This is a genomic window from Flavobacterium sp. ALJ2, from assembly GCF_015594725.1.
Lineage (GTDB): Bacteria > Bacteroidota > Bacteroidia > Flavobacteriales > Flavobacteriaceae > Flavobacterium.
Genome location: NZ_JADNRC010000001.1, coordinates 62074 through 79425, shown reverse-complemented (window position 1 = coordinate 79425; position 17352 = coordinate 62074). Strand labels below are relative to the sequence as shown.

General features: G+C 34.1%; 8 protein-coding genes. 2 read left to right on the top strand and 6 right to left on the bottom strand.

Annotated elements, in window-relative coordinates:
* Window positions 1–448: 448 nt before the first annotated feature.
* The 4 genes from IUY40_RS00375 to IUY40_RS00360 form a co-directional block, all read right to left on the bottom strand.
* Window positions 449–2713, bottom strand: coding sequence for an aconitate hydratase (locus IUY40_RS00375; protein WP_195734913.1), 2265 nt, complete (start codon window positions 2711–2713; stop codon window positions 449–451).
* A 129-nt stretch (window positions 2714–2842) separates the two neighbouring features.
* Window positions 2843–5614: a bifunctional aconitate hydratase 2/2-methylisocitrate dehydratase gene (locus tag IUY40_RS00370; RefSeq protein WP_195734912.1), complete on the bottom strand. Its 2772-nt coding sequence runs from the start codon at window positions 5612–5614 to the stop codon at window positions 2843–2845.
* A gap of 285 nt (window positions 5615–5899) precedes the next feature.
* Complete coding sequence (locus IUY40_RS00365; protein WP_195734911.1) at window positions 5900–6853, bottom strand: MoxR family ATPase; 954 nt, start codon at window positions 6851–6853, stop codon at window positions 5900–5902.
* 79 nt (window positions 6854–6932) lie between these two features.
* Window positions 6933–8363 (bottom strand): peptidylprolyl isomerase, encoded by a 1431-nt coding sequence (locus IUY40_RS00360; RefSeq protein WP_195734910.1) that lies wholly within the window; start codon window positions 8361–8363, stop codon window positions 6933–6935.
* A 563-nt stretch (window positions 8364–8926) separates the two neighbouring features.
* Between IUY40_RS00360 and IUY40_RS00355 the strand changes: the two genes are divergently transcribed.
* Complete coding sequence (locus IUY40_RS00355) at window positions 8927–10360, top strand: alpha-amylase (RefSeq protein WP_195734909.1); 1434 nt, start codon at window positions 8927–8929, stop codon at window positions 10358–10360.
* Window positions 10361–10537: 177 nt separating this feature from the next.
* Window positions 10538–12127 carry a peptide chain release factor 3 gene (locus IUY40_RS00350; protein WP_195734908.1) on the top strand — a complete coding sequence of 530 codons (1590 nt, stop codon included), beginning with the start codon at window positions 10538–10540 and terminating at the stop codon, window positions 12125–12127.
* Between the two features lie 278 nt (window positions 12128–12405).
* Here the strand turns inward: IUY40_RS00350 and IUY40_RS00345 are convergent, their stop codons facing one another.
* Window positions 12406–12717, bottom strand: a complete 312-nt coding sequence (locus IUY40_RS00345) for a DUF3467 domain-containing protein (protein ID WP_195734907.1) — start codon at window positions 12715–12717, stop codon at window positions 12406–12408.
* A 53-nt stretch (window positions 12718–12770) separates the two neighbouring features.
* On the bottom strand, window positions 12771–17081 hold the full coding sequence (rpoC, locus tag IUY40_RS00340) for a DNA-directed RNA polymerase subunit beta' (protein ID WP_195734906.1): 4311 nt from the start codon (window positions 17079–17081) through the stop codon (window positions 12771–12773).
* Between the last annotated feature and the right edge of the window lie 271 nt (window positions 17082–17352).

The window sequence follows — 17352 nt, the reverse complement described above, 5'->3', positions numbered from 1 at the left end:
ATAATGACAGTGCCATATATATATTCTTGAAAACAATAAAATAGTCACTCACAATATTTCAACCAAAATTTAAAAAAAATCCTTGGTCTTTATAACATTGAATGCCATCGAAATACATTGCTAAAACAATAAAATATATTTACTTGGAGGCTATATTGAGAATGATTATTCCAGATCTCCATCATCGAATACTTATAGCATTGATGCAGATGAATTTGAAAATACAAAACCTAATAGTTATAAAAAAAAGTTAATTATAAAGACGAGCCTTCTAGCCCAGATAAAAGTGGCATTCTTTTCTTTTTTCATTTAAAAAGAAAAGATAAAGCATTTCGATAACTACCTGAAAGCCAAATACAAACAAAACCAACTGACGAAGTAATTAGCTCTTAATTAAAAAACTCCCAAGTTGCCTTGAGAGTTTTTAATATAGCTTAAATGTCTTGAATTACGCTTTTCCAGCAGCAATTAAGTTTAATGCTGAACCAGCTACAAACCAGCCAATTTGTCCTGCATTATACGTATGGTTAGCTAAGATTATATCTTTAGTTCCATCTGCATGAATAAATTCTAACGTTAATGGTTTTCCTGGAGCAAACCCAGTTAAATCAGTAAAATTAATTGTATCATCTTCTTGGATTTTATCATAATCTGCCTCGTTAGCAAATGTTAATCCTAAAAGTCCTTGTTTTTTAAGATTTGTTTCATGGATACGAGCAAAAGATTTTACCAATACCGCTTTAACTCCTAAGAAACGCGGCTCCATTGCTGCATGTTCACGTGAAGATCCTTCTCCATAGTTATGATCTCCCACAACAATAGATGGAACTCCTGCTGCTTTGTATGCACGAGCCACTGCAGGAACCGCATCATACGTTCCTGTTAATTGATTTTTAACTGAATTTGTTTTTTGGTTAAATGCATTTACTGCACCAATTAACATATTGTTTGAAATATTATCTAAATGCCCACGGAAACGCAACCATGGTCCTGCCATAGAAATATGATCTGTAGTACATTTTCCGAATGCTTTGATTAACAATTTAGCACCTGTAATGTTTTTACCATCCCAAGCATCAAACGGAGCTAATAATTGCAAACGCTCTGATGTTGGACTTACAGCTACCTGAACTCCTGAACCATCTTCAGCTGGAACCTGAAACCCCGGATCTTTAACATCAAATCCTCTTAGAGGCAATTCATCTCCTGTAGGCTCATCTAACATTACTTCTTCGCCATCTTCATTGATTAACGTATCTGTTAGTGGATTAAAACTTAAGTCTCCTGCAATAGCCATTGCAGTCACTAATTCTGGCGAACCTACGAATGCTAACGTATTTGGGTTTCCATCAGCACGTTTTGAAAAGTTACGGTTAAACGAGTGAACGATTGTATTTCTTTCTTCTTTTTCTGCCCCTTCTCTGTCCCACATACCAATACATGGTCCACAAGCATTAGCAAAAACTGTTGCTCCAATTTTATGGAATGTATCGATAAAACCATCACGCTCGATTGTATAACGAACTACCTCTGAACCTGGAGTAATCGTGAACTGAGATTTTAATTTTAATTTTTTAGCCGAGACTTGTCTCGCCAAAGATGCTGCACGAGCAATATCTTCATATGATGAATTGGTACATGAACCAATTAAACCAACTTCAATTTTTAGTGGCCAATTATTCTTGATTGCAGCTTCTTTCATTTTAGAAATTGGAGTAGCTAAATCAGGCGTAAAAGGACCGTTTAAATGTGGCTCTAATTCAGTTAAGTTAATTTCGATTACCTGATCAAAATATTTTTCTGGATTTGCATATACTTCTGGATCTCCTGTTAAGTAAGAAGCTACTTTATCTGCAGCATCTGCAACATCGGCTCTGTTTGTAGAACGCAGGTAGCGACTCATCGAATCATCATATCCAAAAGTTGAAGTCGTTGCTCCAATCTCAGCGCCCATATTACAAATAGTACCCTTTCCTGTACATGACATTGAAGTAGCACCTTCTCCAAAATATTCAACAATTGCTCCTGTCCCACCTTTTACAGTAAGAATTCCAGCAACTTTAAGGATAACATCTTTAGGAGCTGTCCATCCTGATAATTTACCCGTTAATTTTACTCCAATTAATTTAGGAAATTTTAACTCCCATGCCATTCCTGACATAACATCTACTGCATCAGCTCCACCAACTCCAATAGCAACCATTCCTAATCCTCCTGCATTTACAGTATGCGAATCGGTACCAATCATCATCCCTCCTGGGAAAGCATAATTTTCAAGTACTACTTGATGAATAATCCCTGCTCCTGGCTTCCAAAAACCAATTCCGTATTTATTAGAAACTGATGAAAGAAAATCAAACACTTCATTACTTTGTGTTTTAGCTCTAGCCAAATCAGTTACAGCATCAACTTTAGCTTGAATTAAGTGATCACAATGTACTGTCGTAGGAACTGCTACTTTTGATTTACCTGCATGCATAAATTGTAGCAATGCCATTTGTGCAGTTGCATCTTGACAAGCAACACGATCTGGCGCAAAATCAACATAATCAACTCCTCTTCCAAACGCCTTGCTTGGAGTTCCATCCCAAAGGTGATTATACAAAATTTTCTCCGTTAAAGTAAGTGGACGACCAACAATTTCACGTGCTTTATCAACACGACTTGGCATGTTGTCATACACTTTTTTAATCATTTCAATATCAAATGCCATAATATACTTGTTTTATTTTTTATTCTTTTTTGAACATCACAAGTTACAAAAAATAGAATAGCTGTAAAAGAAAAAGCCTGAGTTTATCACTCAGGTCTTTTATATATAATCATTATAGCTTATCGTAATTTACATCACTAACAGCTTATGAGAAGGAGCAAACCTAGTCAAGCTAATTCCCTCTACTGCTGCTGTATATTCAGCTAACGTAGGTGTTCTACCTAGAATTGTAGATAAAACTACAACTGGCGTAGAAGAAAGTAATGACTCTCCTTTTTTGCCTTCAGTATCTTCTACTACCCTTCCTTGGAAAAGACGAGTAGATGTAGCCATTACCGTATCTCCTTTTGCTGCTTTTTCCTGATTCCCCATACAAAGGTTACATCCAGGACGCTCTAAGTACAACATGTTTTCATATTCCGTACGCGCTGCTCCTTTAGGTGCATTATCGTTGAATTCGAAACCAGAGTATCTTTGTAAAACTTCCCAGTCTCCTTCAGCTTTAAGTTCATCTACAATATTATAAGTAGGTGGAGCCACTACAAGCGGCGCCTTGAATTCAACCTTACCGTGAATATCTTCAATGTTTTTAAGCATCTGAGCTAGAATTTTCATATCTCCTTTGTGAACCATACAAGAACCGATAAACCCAAGGTCTACTTTTTTTACTCCACCATAAAAAGACAAAGGCCTGATGGTATCGTGTGTGTATCTTTTAGAAACATCTGCATTATTTACGTCCGGATCTGCAATCATTGGCTCGATAATCTGATCAAGATCAACAACAACTTCAGCATAATACTTTGCATTTGCATCCGGAGTCAAAGCCGGTTTTTCAGCTGATTTGATCTCTGTAATTCTCTTATCTGCTTTATTGATCAACCCCTGAAGAACTTGTTTCTCATTGTCCATTCCTTTGTCAATCATGATCTGAATTCTACCTTTTGCAATCTCCAGTGATTCAATTAAGGTATCGTCTTCAGAAATACAGATAGAAGCTTTTGCTTTCATTTCTGCAGTCCAGTCTGTAAATGTAAATGCCTGGTCAGCAGTAAGAGTTCCAAGATGAACCTCAATAATTCTACCCTGGAAAACATTTTCACCACCAAACTTTTTAAGCATCTGAGCTTGTGTAGCGTGAACGACATCACGGAAGTCCATGTAATCTTTCATCTCCCCTTTAAACGTCACCTTTACAGATTCAGGAATTGGCATTGAAGCCTCACCTGTAGCAAGTGCAAGAGCAACTGTTCCTGAGTCAGCACCAAAAGCAACACCTTTAGACATTCGTGTATGAGAATCACCACCAATAATGATGGCCCACTCATCAATAGTAATATCATTAAGAACTTTGTGAATTACATCCGTCATTGCGTGATAAACTCCTTTCGGGTCACGAGCAGTAATCAAACCGAAATCATTCATAAATTTCATCAGTTTTGGAATATTAGCCTGAGCTTTTTTATCCCATACTGAAGCAGTATGACAACCTGATTGGTACGCACCATCAACGATTGGAGAAATTACCGTAGCAGCCATAGATTCTAATTCCTGAGCAGTCATTAGACCAGTCGTATCTTGCGAACCTACAATATTAACTTCTACACGAACATCTGATCCTGCATGTAATACTTTACCCGGAGCAATTCCAACAGCGTTTTTGTTAAAGATTTTCTCTACTGCTGTAAGACCTTGTCCTTCAATAGAAATCTCTTTTGATGGAGCAAATACAAGAGGAGCCTCAATCTCTAAAATTTTCGCTGCTAATGTCTGAAGTTTTTTACCAAACACAATTGCATACGATCCTCCAGCTTTAATAAACTCCATTTTTTGAGGAGTAAACGCCTTAGAAATATCTATTAGCTCTTTGTCTCCATTATAAAGCTTTTTTGTTTTAGTGTTTATAGTAAGCACAGTACCTGTAGCAACTGAATATGCTTCTTCCAGAATTGGCTCATTATTCTCATTACGAATAACATTCCCTTCTGCATCAAGCTTTTTAACCCAGTTTTGAAGATCTAAACCAATACCACCCGTAACATCAACTGTTGTTAAAAAAATTGGAGAAATACCGTTTGTTCCTCCAACGATTGGAGCAATATTAACGAATGGAATATATGGACTTGCTTGTTTTCCTGTCCAAAGAGCCACGTTGTTTACACCTGACATTCTTGATGAACCAACTCCCATCGTTCCTTTCTCTGCAATTAGCATCACGCTTTTATCAGGATGTTGTGCTTGTAGCGCCTTAATCTCTTCTTGTGCCTTAGGAGTAATCATGCACTGCCCATGAAGTTCACGATCAGAACGTGAGTGAGCCTGGTTACCTGGAGACAACAAATCTGTCGAAATATCTCCCTCACCAGCAATAAAAGTAACTACTTTAATTTCCTCTTCTACTTCTGGCAGTTTAGTAAAAAACTCTGCCTTCGCATAGCTTTTAATAATTTCTATAGCAATTGAATTACCTTTTTTAAATGCTTCTTTTAAACGATCAGTGTCTGCCTCATAAAGGTAAACTTGTGTTTTAAGAACACTTCCTGCTTCTTTTGCAATAGCTACATCATCACCTAAAGCTAAATCTAATAGTACTTCAATAGAAGGCCCACCTTTCATGTGTGATAATAACTCAAATGCAAAAGCTGGTGTTATTTCTTTTACTACAGATTCTCCAAGAATAATCTCTTTTAAAAACTTAGCTTTTACACCTGCAGCACTAGTAGTTCCTGGTATAGTGTTATAAATAAAGTGTTTAATCGATTCTTCTCGATACTCGTTATCTAAATCTTTAATCTGTGCAATAATTACGCTTAACAACTCAGCACCATCAATTGGCTTCGGGTGAAGTCCTTGGTCTTTTCGTTCTGCAATCTCTTTAATGTAATCGTTATAAGTATTCATAATCGAAGTATTTTCTAGGTATCTTATTTTTTTGTATGCAAATTTAAAAATTAAAGCCGAGAATTAAAAAAAATATAACAGAAGTCGCCTTTTCAAAAGTTATTATTAAAAAATAACGATTTACATTGCGTAAATTTAGCAAAATTACATTTTAATGTCAAAATATTGAATTATTGACAATATAAAATCCTTTCTTTAACAAAGTCTAAATTCTTTATTACAAAGAAAAAGGTTCTTTGCTATGTTTTAAGCAAAGAACCTTTCTAAATAAGTGTTTTTATAACGTTATAGTAACTTCTGAATTATAATCTCTTCTGTAATTCCTTCTGCATCGGCTTTGTAATTTTTAATGATTCGATGTCTCAAAATACCAGTTGCTACCGCTTTTACATCTTCTATATCTGGCGAAAATTTTCCATTGAATGCCGCATGTGCTTTGGCAGCCAAAATTAAATTTTGTGAAGCTCTTGGCCCTGCCCCCCAATCTAGATAATTTTTAACAAAATCATTCGTCAAACTATTATCAGGACGGGTTTTACTAACCAAAGTTACCGCATACTCTATCACATTATCTGCTACAGGGATTCTGCGGATTAAGTGTTGGAAATCTATAATTTCCTGAGCCGTAAACAACGGGTTAATTACGCTTGTATTGTCTGAAGTAGTACGTTTTACAACTTGCACTTCTTCTTCAAAACTTGGATACTCTAATTTTATAGCAAACATAAAACGATCCAATTGTGCTTCTGGCAAAGGATATGTTCCTTCTTGTTCAATAGGATTTTGTGTTGCTAATACAAAGTATGGCAAGTCTAATTTGTGATTTTCACCTGCAATAGTTACCGAACGTTCCTGCATTGCCTCTAACAGAGCTGCTTGCGTTTTAGGTGGCGTTCTATTAATCTCATCGGCCAAAATAATATTCGAAAAAACAGGTCCTTTTATAAACTTGAATTGCCTGTTTTCATCCAAAATTTCACTTCCTAAAATATCAGACGGCATCAGATCTGGAGTAAATTGAATTCTCTTAAAATCAAGACCTAAAGCCTGTGATAATGTATTTATCAATAATGTTTTTGCCAATCCTGGAACCCCTATCAAAAGGGCATGCCCACCAGAAAAAATGCAAATCAAAATTTGATCTACAACATCATCCTGACCTACAATTATTTTTGCAATTTCAGTTTTTAATTCATTACGTTTTTGGACTAAGTTATGAATTGCTGTTACATCAGACATCTTATGAATGTATTTAAAATTAAAAAGAGTTAGTACTATGAATTCATAAAACTAACTCTTTTTATTTATTTTATAAAAATTATTTTTTCAACCAGTTATTAGTAAAAGTACAATCTCTGTACTCTCCAATAATTTTAATATAAGTTTCTTTTATTTTTTCATCAAACCATTTTGCAATAGCATTGATTTGTTTTTCTTTTAAAGCTAAATCTTTAATCTTAATATAGTCTGTACCATAATCAGCAATATGCTCTTCGATTCTATTCGTTACAGTAATTAACTTATATGTCTTTTTACCTTTATCATCTGTATTTAGAATTGGTTGTGAAACATCAGTATCTTTTAAATTCGAAACCTGAGTATATAATGTAGGATCCATTTTTGTTAATTCAAAACGCGTATCCTGAGTATTCGGATTAATTAAAGCTCCACCATTTGCACGTGTTTCTTTTTCATCTGAATCTGCTCTTGCTGCTTCGGCAAAAGTAACTTTCTTATCTACTATTTTTTCTCTGATCCCAGTAATCCTTTCTTTTGCTTCTTTTAAAGCTTCCTCAGAGACTACTGGAGCAATTAAAATATGTCGTAACTCTACCTCTTGCCCTTTAATCTTATCAATTTTTATAATATGAAATCCAAAAGTAGTTTCAAAAGGAGCTGAGACTTCACCTTCCTGAAGACTAAAAGCAACATCTTTAAATTCTTTTACGAAAGGTGTTTTCCTAGTCATCTTATAATATCCCCCATTCGAGCTAGAACCTGGATCTTGCGAATACAGAACGGCTTTTGTTGCAAAACTAGCACCGTCTTCTACATCTTTTTTAATGCTATTTAATCTATCTATAACTTTTTGTTTGTCTTCTTTAGAAACTTTAGGTTCTACAACAATTTGTGCTACTTCCATCTCTGCACCAAATGTTGGCAATTCATTTGTTGGTATTTTCTTAAAGAAATTACGAACCTCTTCCGGAGTAATCTCTACTCCATCGATAATTTTCTTTTGCATCTCTGATGCTAACTTTTGCTCTTTTAAAATATCAGCAAAATAGGTTCTAAATTCTTCAACAGAATTCTTTTTGTAATACTGAACTACCTTGTTTATATCTCCAATTTGCTGAACCATATAATTCAATCGTTCATCCATCATCCCTTTTACTTCGGCATCACTTACAATAATACTATCCTGAATGGCTTGATGTGCATATAGTTTATCTTCTAGAAGTTTTCCGAGCATTTGACATCTTGAAATATCTTTAACCGATCCTCCCTGACTACTAATTTCTAAATAACTTTTGTCGATATCTGAATCTAAAATAATATAATCACCTACTGTAGCGATAATACCATCAATTTTTTGTTTTTGATTACTCTTAACTACAACTGGTTTTGCAACAACTGTATCTTTAATAATTTCTTGCGCTTTGGTTAGCGAAGTGAAAAGAAGCAAAAAACTTATTGTTAATACAAATTGACAATTGATAGTTCTTATTCGTAATTTTTTTAATAGCATTATTTTAAAATTTAATTTAATGTAAAGTAGCTTTATTTTTTTAGCATTATCCGGTCACAAATATAGTAAACCGCGTATTTCAATATATATTTTAAATGTTCAGAAAATAAAAATCTTTACAAATCTAACAAACATTGCTTAATCAACTTATAACGAACAAAAATAACAATTCAATCACATAATACAAGTTTCCTTATTACTATTAACAAAAAATTATATGCAATCAAAAAAAATCTAGTATCTAAGAATTAACCTCATTTAATATTTAGAACAATCTGTAAGTTCTGTGAAACTTTTATTGCTATAAACTCTATCAATATTAATCCGAAACTTATATGCAAGCAACTCATTTTAAGTCAAATAACTTAAAGTTTTCAACACTACAACGTTTTCGTTCAAAAATTAAAACCTTCAAATGATTATGCAAATAAGTTTTACTTACATTCGATATATTATTATCGTTATTTATCCCAAAAACATACAAATAAAGGAAACTTTTTATTTATTATTTAATTTATCACAATTTAAATTACCAAATCCAAAACTAACCTAATTTTTTTATTATGAAAAAACAAATTGTAAAACTTTATTTAATTACTGCTCTATCAGCTTTTTTTTATTCTTGCAGCTCAAATGAAAATACTGAATCTGAAATTGAAGCCGCCAATTCCAAATTTAAAGTTATAAATGTTACCAATCACGATGGTCGTCCGTTTAGCACAGGAACTTCTACTACAGAGAAATATGTCGCAAATCCGGGTGGTGGAGTAATGATGCAAGCTTTTTATTGGGATGTTCCTTCTGGTGGGAATTGGTGGAATACTATTAATGCTAAAATTACAGATTGGTCAAATGCTGGAATTGGTTCCATTTGGCTACCTCCTGTATCGAAAGCACAAAATGGTGCTTTCTCAATGGGATATGACCCAACAGATTACTTCGATTTTGGAGATTACAATCAAAATGGCTCTGTAGAAACCCGATTTGGATCTAAAACTGAGCTTGTGAGTTTAATAACCAAAGTTCACGCTGAAAACATGCAGGTATATGCAGATATTGTAATTAATCATAATAGTGGCGGGCAATCGGAAGCAAATCCGTTTACAGGAACAAATACCTGGACTAATTTTACTGGAGTAGCTTCTGGGAAATTCCCTAGAACAAGTGCCGATTTTTATAAAAATGCTTACGGAAATAATGATGAAGGGGCTTTTGGAGGATTTCCTGATTTAGCTCATGTAGTTCCAAATGTTCAAAACTGGCTTTGGCTACGAGCTGATGGTGTGGGCAAATATTACAAAAATACTATGAAATTTGATGGTTGGAGATTTGATTATGTAAAAGGATTTGGTGCGTGGGTTGTAAACGCTTGGAATGCTAATGTAGGAGGCTTTTCGGTTGGAGAATTATGGGATTCGAATGTAAACGTATTAAATGACTGGGCTAACAATGCCAATAGTTCTGTTTTTGATTTTGCTTGTTATTACAAAATGAATGATGCGTTTGACGGTAATAATCTTGCGCTATTAAATGACGATATGATGTGGAAAAGAAACCCATACAAAGCTGTTACTTTTGTTACCAATCATGACACTGACGAGATTTCGAATAAACTACTGGCTTACTCCTATATATTAACTCATGAAGGATATCCAACTATTTTTTATAGAGATTACGAAGAATGGCTTGATAAAAACAAATTAAATAACCTTATATGGATTCATAACAATAAAGCTACTGGAACGACATCTATATTATATTCTGATAATGATGAATATATTGCTCGAAGAAACGGATATAACGGAAACCCTGGATTAATAGTGTACATCAACAATTCAACTTCTTGGCAAGAAAGATGGATTCAAACTAATTGGGCAAATACTCAAATCAAAGATTTCACAGGAAGCTCTAACTGGTACCCTACGACACAAGGTGATCAATGGGTAAAAATTCAATGTCCTCCAAAAGGTTACACAGTTTGGTCGATTAATAATTAATTATTACCTAATAAAATATATTTAATTTTGTGGCTGATTTAAATAATCAGCCACTTTTTTATTCAAACAATCAAATAATAACAACTAAATTTATAAACTAAACAGACTTAAATTAAGAAGCTACTATTTTTTTTAAGCCGTAATTAATAGTACTTTTGCAAACTATTGATATTAAATATGAGCTTTTTAAAAGAAATACAACGTAGAAGAACATTTGGAATTATTTCGCATCCCGATGCTGGTAAAACAACATTAACTGAAAAACTATTGTTATTTGGTGGTGCTATTCAGGAGGCTGGTGCAGTAAAAAACAATAAGATAAAAAAAGGTGCTACGAGTGATTTCATGGAAATTGAGCGTCAGAGAGGGATTTCGGTTTCTACATCTGTATTAGCCTTTAATTATAAAGATAAAAAAATCAATATTCTTGATACTCCTGGGCACAAGGATTTTGCCGAAGATACTTTTAGAACTTTAACTGCTGTAGATAGCGTAATTGTAGTAATTGACGTTGCTAAAGGGGTTGAGGAACAAACGGAGAAATTAGTTGCTGTATGTAGAATGCGTAAAATTCCGATTATTGTTTTTATAAACAAATTAGATCGTGAAGGTAAAGATGCATTTGATTTGATGGATGAAGTGGAGCAAAAATTAGGCTTAACTGTTACTCCATTAAGTTTCCCTATCGGAATGGGATATGATTTTCAGGGAATCTATAACTTATGGGAACAAAATATCAACCTTTTTAGTGGTGATAGCCGTAAAAACATTGAAGAAACCATTGCTTTCTCTGATGTACAAAATCCTGAACTAGAAAAAATAATTGGTGAAAAACCTGCGGATAGGCTACGAGAAGAATTAGAATTAATAGACGAAGTATATCCTAAATTTGATCGTCAGGATTATTTAGATGGAAAATTACAACCTGTATTTTTTGGTTCTGCTTTAAACAACTTTGGAGTACGTGAACTGCTAGATTGTTTTATTACAATCGCCCCTTCTCCAAGACCAAAAGAATCTGAAACGCGTTTGGTTGATCCTACCGAAGAAAAAATGACTGGTTTTGTATTTAAAATACATGCCAATATGGACCCTAAACATAGAGACCGTTTAGCATTTATAAAAATAGTTTCTGGTACTTTCGAAAGAAATAAACCTTATTACCATGTACGTCAGAAAAAGAATTTAAAGTTTTCTAGTCCAAATGCATTCTTTGCGGAGAAAAAGGAAATTGTAGATATTTCATATCCTGGTGATATTGTTGGCTTACATGACACGGGGAACTTTAAAATTGGAGATACATTAACAGAAGGTGAAATAATGAGCTTTAAAGGAATTCCTAGTTTCTCTCCAGAACATTTTAGATACATTAATAATGCCGATCCAATGAAAGCTAAGCAATTAGACAAAGGTGTTGATCAATTAATGGACGAAGGTGTTGCGCAATTATTTACCTTAGAAATGAACAACCGTAAAGTTATCGGAACTGTAGGAGCACTTCAATATGAGGTAATTCAATACCGTTTAGAACACGAATATGGTGCTAAATGTACTTATGAAAATTTCCCAGTTCATAAAGCCTGCTGGGTTAAACCTGATGATGCCAAAAATGATGAGTTTAAAGAATTTAAACGTATCAAGCAAAAATTCTTAGCAAAAGATAAATACGATCAATTGGTGTTTTTAGCTGATTCTGACTTTACAATACAAATGACTCAAAATAAATATCCAAGTGTAAAATTATTTTTCACTTCTGAATTCGAATAATTATCTGATTCGTGATGATATAAAAAAAGCGCTACTTTTATAAAGTGGCGCTTTTTTTTGAATATGTGAATTAACAAAAAATAACCTCGAGTGAGTTTTCAATTTTTAGGAAGCTGCAAATTATAAAAAGACCTTCTAAAAGCAAAATTAAGTCGGTAAAGTAAGTTGAAAATCGGATAAAGTGTGTCTTTTTCTTAAACAACTTCATTCTACAGAAATAGAACTATCAAATTCTAGGTATAAAAAAAGCTCCATTTCTGGAGCTTTTAAATTTTAATTTATGCTTGTCCTGCTGGACCGAAGTTAAGCGGTATTGGCACTTGTTCCGTTTCTTTGATTTCGCCATGAGCTACTTCAAAACGATGAATATTTTCTCCAATTGCTTTTAGTAATCGTTTAGCATGTTGTGGTGTCAAAACAATTCTTGACTTTACCTTGGCTTTAGGAATACCCGGCATAATGCTTACAAAATCTAAAACAAACTCTGAAGAAGAATGATTGATAATTGCTAAATTAGAATAAATTCCTTCAGCGATTTTCTCATCTAATTCTATATTAATTTGCTCTTGTTGTTGGTTCGAATTACTCATAAATTTATAATTTTTTCCATTTCCCTCTCCTTTGGAGAGGGTTAGGGTGAGGATTAATAAATATATTCTTCTTTATTAGCCATCATTTCATTGTAATCGTCTTTTGAACCTACAATTGTATGATCGTATTCTCTCATACCTGTTCCTGCAGGAATTCTATGTCCAACAATTACATTTTCTTTCAATCCTTCTAAGTAATCTACTTTACCTGCTACTGCAGCTTCGTTAAGTACTTTAGTTGTTTCTTGGAAAGAAGCAGCAGAAATAAATGATTTAGTTTGTAGCGAAGCTCTTGTAATACCTTGTAAAACTGGCGTTGCAGTTGCAGTAATTACATCTCTAGCTACTACTAGGTTTTTATCTGTACGTTTTAATAATGAATTTTCATCACGTAAATCACGAGGAGAGATAATCTGACCTGCTTTTAATACGCTAGAATCTCCAGCATCTTCAACTACTTTCATTCCGTATAATTTATCGTTTTGAACGATGAAATCTTTAGTATGAATTAATTGATCTTCTAAGAATAAAGTATCACCTGGATCTTGTACTCTTACTTTACGCATCATTTGACGAATAACAACCTCGAAGTGTTTGTCATTGATTTTTACCCCTTGTAAACGGTATACTTCTTGAATTTCATTTACCAAGTACTGTTGAACAGCTGCTGGCCCTTGAATTCTTAAAATATCGTCTGGAGTAATAGCACCGTCTGACAATGGTACACCTGCTCTAACGAAGTCATTCTCCTGAACTAGAATTTGGCTTGATAATTTAACCAAGTATTTTCTAACATCACCAAATTTAGATTCGATAACGATCTCACGGTTACCTCTTTTGATTTTTCCAAAAGAAACAACACCATCAATCTCAGAAACTACAGCTGGGTTCGAAGGATTACGAGCTTCTAACAACTCTGTAATTCTAGGTAAACCTCCTGTAATATCTCCTGATTTAGAAGAACGACGTGGAATTTTCACCAATACTTTACCTGCTTTAATTTTCTCACCGTTTTCAACCATTAAGTGGGCTCCAACTGGTAAGTTATAAGAACGAATCAATTCACCTTCTTTACCGTAAACCAATAAAGTTGGAATTAATTTTTTAGCTCTTGATTCAGAAATTACTTTTTCCTGGAATCCTGTTTGCTCATCAATTTCAACCATGAATGATTGACCTTGCTCTAAATCTTCGTAAGCAATTTTACCAGTAAACTCAGAAACGATAACTCCATTATATGGATCCCATTTACAAATCACATCTCCTTTAACTACCGATTGACCATCTTTTACAAAGATACTTGAACCGTAAGGAATGTTGTTTGTACTTAATAAGATACCTGTTCTTTCATCAATTAATTTCAATTCAGTAGAACGAGATACTACAATATCAACTGCATTACCTTCGTTATCCTCGCCTTTAACAGTTTTTAAATCTTCGATTTCTAGTTTACCATTAAATCTTGTAATGATGCTAGATTCTTCAGAGATACCACCCGCAACCCCTCCAACGTGGAAAGTACGTAATGTTAACTGTGTACCTGGCTCCCCAATAGATTGAGCTGCAATTACTCCAACTGCTTCTCCTCTTTGAGTCATTTTACCAGTAGCTAAGTTTCTACCGTAACATTTAGCACAGATTCCTTTAAGCGCTTCACAAGTTAATGGAGAACGAACTTCAACTTTCTCCACTGGAGAAGCTTCAATTGCTTTCATTATAGCTTCTGTGATTTGCTCGCCAGATCTAACTAAATAGTCACTAGTTAAAGGATTAATTACATCTTGCAATGCAACACGTCCTAAAATTCTTTCTCCTAATGATTCAACAATCTCTTCATTCTTTTTCAATGCAGAAACTTCAACACCTCTAAGCGTACCACAATCCTCAATGTTAACAATAACATCCTGAGAAACATCATGTAATCTTCTAGTTAAGTAACCAGCATCGGCAGTTTTAAGAGCCGTATCCGCAAGTCCTTTACGAGCACCGTGAGTAGAGATAAAGTACTCAAGGATCGAAAGTCCTTCCTTAAAGTTAGAAAGAATCGGGTTTTCAATAATTTCACCACCACCAGCAGTAGATTTTTTAGGCTTAGCCATCAAACCACGCATACCAGTTAACTGACGAATTTGTTCTTTAGAACCCCTTGCTCCAGAATCAAGCATCATATATACAGAGTTGAATCCTTGTTGATCTTCTCTAATATTTTTCATTGCTAGCTCTGTAAGCTGTGCATTTGCAGAAGTCCAAACATCAATAACTTGGTTGTAACGCTCGTTATTGGTAATAAGACCCATATTATAGTTTGTTGAGATACCTTCAACTTGTTCTCTAGCATCTGCAATCAATTTAGTTTTTTGCTCTGGAATTCTAATATCACCAAGAGAGAATGATAACCCTCCTCTAAATGCGAATTTATACCCCATATCCTTCATATTGTCCAAGAAAGCAGCTGTAGTAGGTACATTGGTAGCGCTTAAAACGTGTCCAATAATATCTCTAAGGTTTTTCTTAGTCAATACATCATTGATATATCCTGCTGCTTCTGGTACCACTTCATTAAACAATACACGACCAGCGGTAGTTTTAATAATTTGATACACTAATTCTCCAGCTTCATTAAAATCTTTTGCTCTAATTCTCACTGAAGCATTCAATTCTAATCTTCCTTCGTTTAATGCAATATTTACTTCTTCTGCAGAGTAAAAAGTTAAGCCTTCACCTAAAATTTTATGATCTGGAGTAGAAAGACGTTCTTTGGTCATATAGTATAGACCCAAGACCATATCCTGAGACGGTACAGTAATTGGTGCACCGTTAGCAGGGTTCAAGATATTGTGAGAAGCCAACATTAACAATTGAGCTTCAAGAATAGCCTCTGGTCCTAATGGTAAGTGTACCGCCATTTGATCCCCATCAAAATCGGCATTAAACGCCGTACAAACTAAAGGGTGCAATTGAATCGCTTTTCCTTCAATTAATTTTGGTTGGAATGCTTGTATACCTAATCTGTGCAACGTAGGAGCACGATTCAGTAATATTGGGTGACCTTTAATAACATTTTCAAGGATATCCCAAACTACAGGCTCTTTTTTGTCTATAATTTTCTTAGCAGATTTTACCGTTTTAACAATACCTCTTTCTATCAATTTACGGATAACGAAAGGTTTGTATAATTCAGATGCCATATCTTTAGGGATACCACATTCAAATAATTTTAATTCCGGTCCAACAACAATTACCGAACGAGCAGAATAATCCACACGTTTTCCTAAAAGGTTTTGACGGAAACGTCCTTGTTTACCTTTTAATGAATCTGATAATGATTTTAATGGTCTGTTTGATTCTGTTTTAACAGCAGAAGCTTTACGAGTGTTATCAAATAATGAATCTACAGATTCTTGCAACATACGTTTTTCGTTTCTTAAGATAACTTCTGGAGCTTTAATCTCCATTAATCTTTTCAAACGGTTATTACGTATAATTACACGACGGTATAAATCATTTAAATCTGAAGTTGCAAAACGACCTCCATCAAGTGGCACAAGCGGACGTAATTCTGGTGGAATAACTGGAACCACTTTCATAATCATCCATTCTGGACGGTTTTCGCGGTTTAAGTTAGACTCACGGAAAGACTCAACTACTTGTAATCTTTTTAATGCTTCTGTTTTACGTTGCTTAGATGTCTCATTGTTAGCACTGTGTCTTAGTTGGTAAGATAACTCATCTAAGTCAATACGTGCCAATAAATCCATAATACACTCTGCTCCCATTTTGGCAACAAATTTATTTGGATCAAAATCATCTAAATATTGATTGTCCTGAGGAAGAGAATCTAAAATATTCAAATATTCTTCTTCAGTTAAAAAGTCTAATCTTTGTAAAGATTCTCCTTCTGCATTTTTAGCAATACCTGCTTGAATCACTACGTATCTTTCGTAGTAAATAATCATATCTAATTTCTTAGAAGGAAGTCCAAGGATATAACCAATTTTATTAGGAAGAGAACGGAAATACCAAATATGAGCGATTGGCACAACAAGGTTGATGTGTCCTACTCTATCACGACGTACTTTTTTCTCAGTAACTTCAACACCACAACGGTCACATATAATACCTTTGTAACGAATTCTTTTATATTTACCACAAGCACATTCAAAATCCTTAACAGGTCCGAAGATTCTTTCGCAGAAAAGTCCGTCACGTTCTGGTTTGTGAGTTCTGTAGTTTATTGTTTCAGGCTTTAAAACCTCTCCTCTTGATTCTTTCAAGATAGATTCTGGTGAAGCCAATCCAATTGAGATTTTATTAAATCTTTTAACTGGATTTTTATCTTTATTATTATTTCTATTATTCATCATAGTTTTTACTATTGATTTATTTGCAATTAAAAAATTGATTCTTGTTTTAGTCTAAAGTCAAATGCATTAAAGTTTTTAAAGTCACGAATGACTTTAGTCTTTGGACTTTCAAACTTTCGACTTAAAAACTACCTCGGGTTACTTCTCTAAACTTCAAACTCAATTTTTGAAGTGCTAGTTATAAAATGCCTTGCATTACTATAAAAAATCGGAACGGGTTACGGGTATAAATCTTAAAAACTTAAACTTTACTAAACAGTTTCAGTCTCAG

Excerpts from the sequence above, each read along its gene's own strand:
- rpoC (WP_195734906.1), bottom strand. The coding sequence starts at position 17,081 with ATGATGAATAATAGAAATAATAATAAAGATAAAAATCCAGTTAAAAGA.
- IUY40_RS00355 (WP_195734909.1), top strand. The coding sequence starts at position 8,927 with ATGAAAAAACAAATTGTAAAACTTTATTTAATTACTGCTCTATCAGCT.
- IUY40_RS00365 (WP_195734911.1), bottom strand. The coding sequence starts at position 6,853 with ATGTCTGATGTAACAGCAATTCATAACTTAGTCCAAAAACGTAATGAA.
- IUY40_RS00375 (WP_195734913.1), bottom strand. The coding sequence starts at position 2,713 with ATGGCATTTGATATTGAAATGATTAAAAAAGTGTATGACAACATGCCA.
- IUY40_RS00345 (WP_195734907.1), bottom strand. The coding sequence starts at position 12,717 with ATGAGTAATTCGAACCAACAACAAGAGCAAATTAATATAGAATTAGAT.
- IUY40_RS00360 (WP_195734910.1), bottom strand. The coding sequence starts at position 8,363 with ATGCTATTAAAAAAATTACGAATAAGAACTATCAATTGTCAATTTGTA.
- IUY40_RS00370 (WP_195734912.1), bottom strand. The coding sequence starts at position 5,614 with ATGAATACTTATAACGATTACATTAAAGAGATTGCAGAACGAAAAGAC.
- IUY40_RS00350 (WP_195734908.1), top strand. The coding sequence starts at position 10,538 with ATGAGCTTTTTAAAAGAAATACAACGTAGAAGAACATTTGGAATTATT.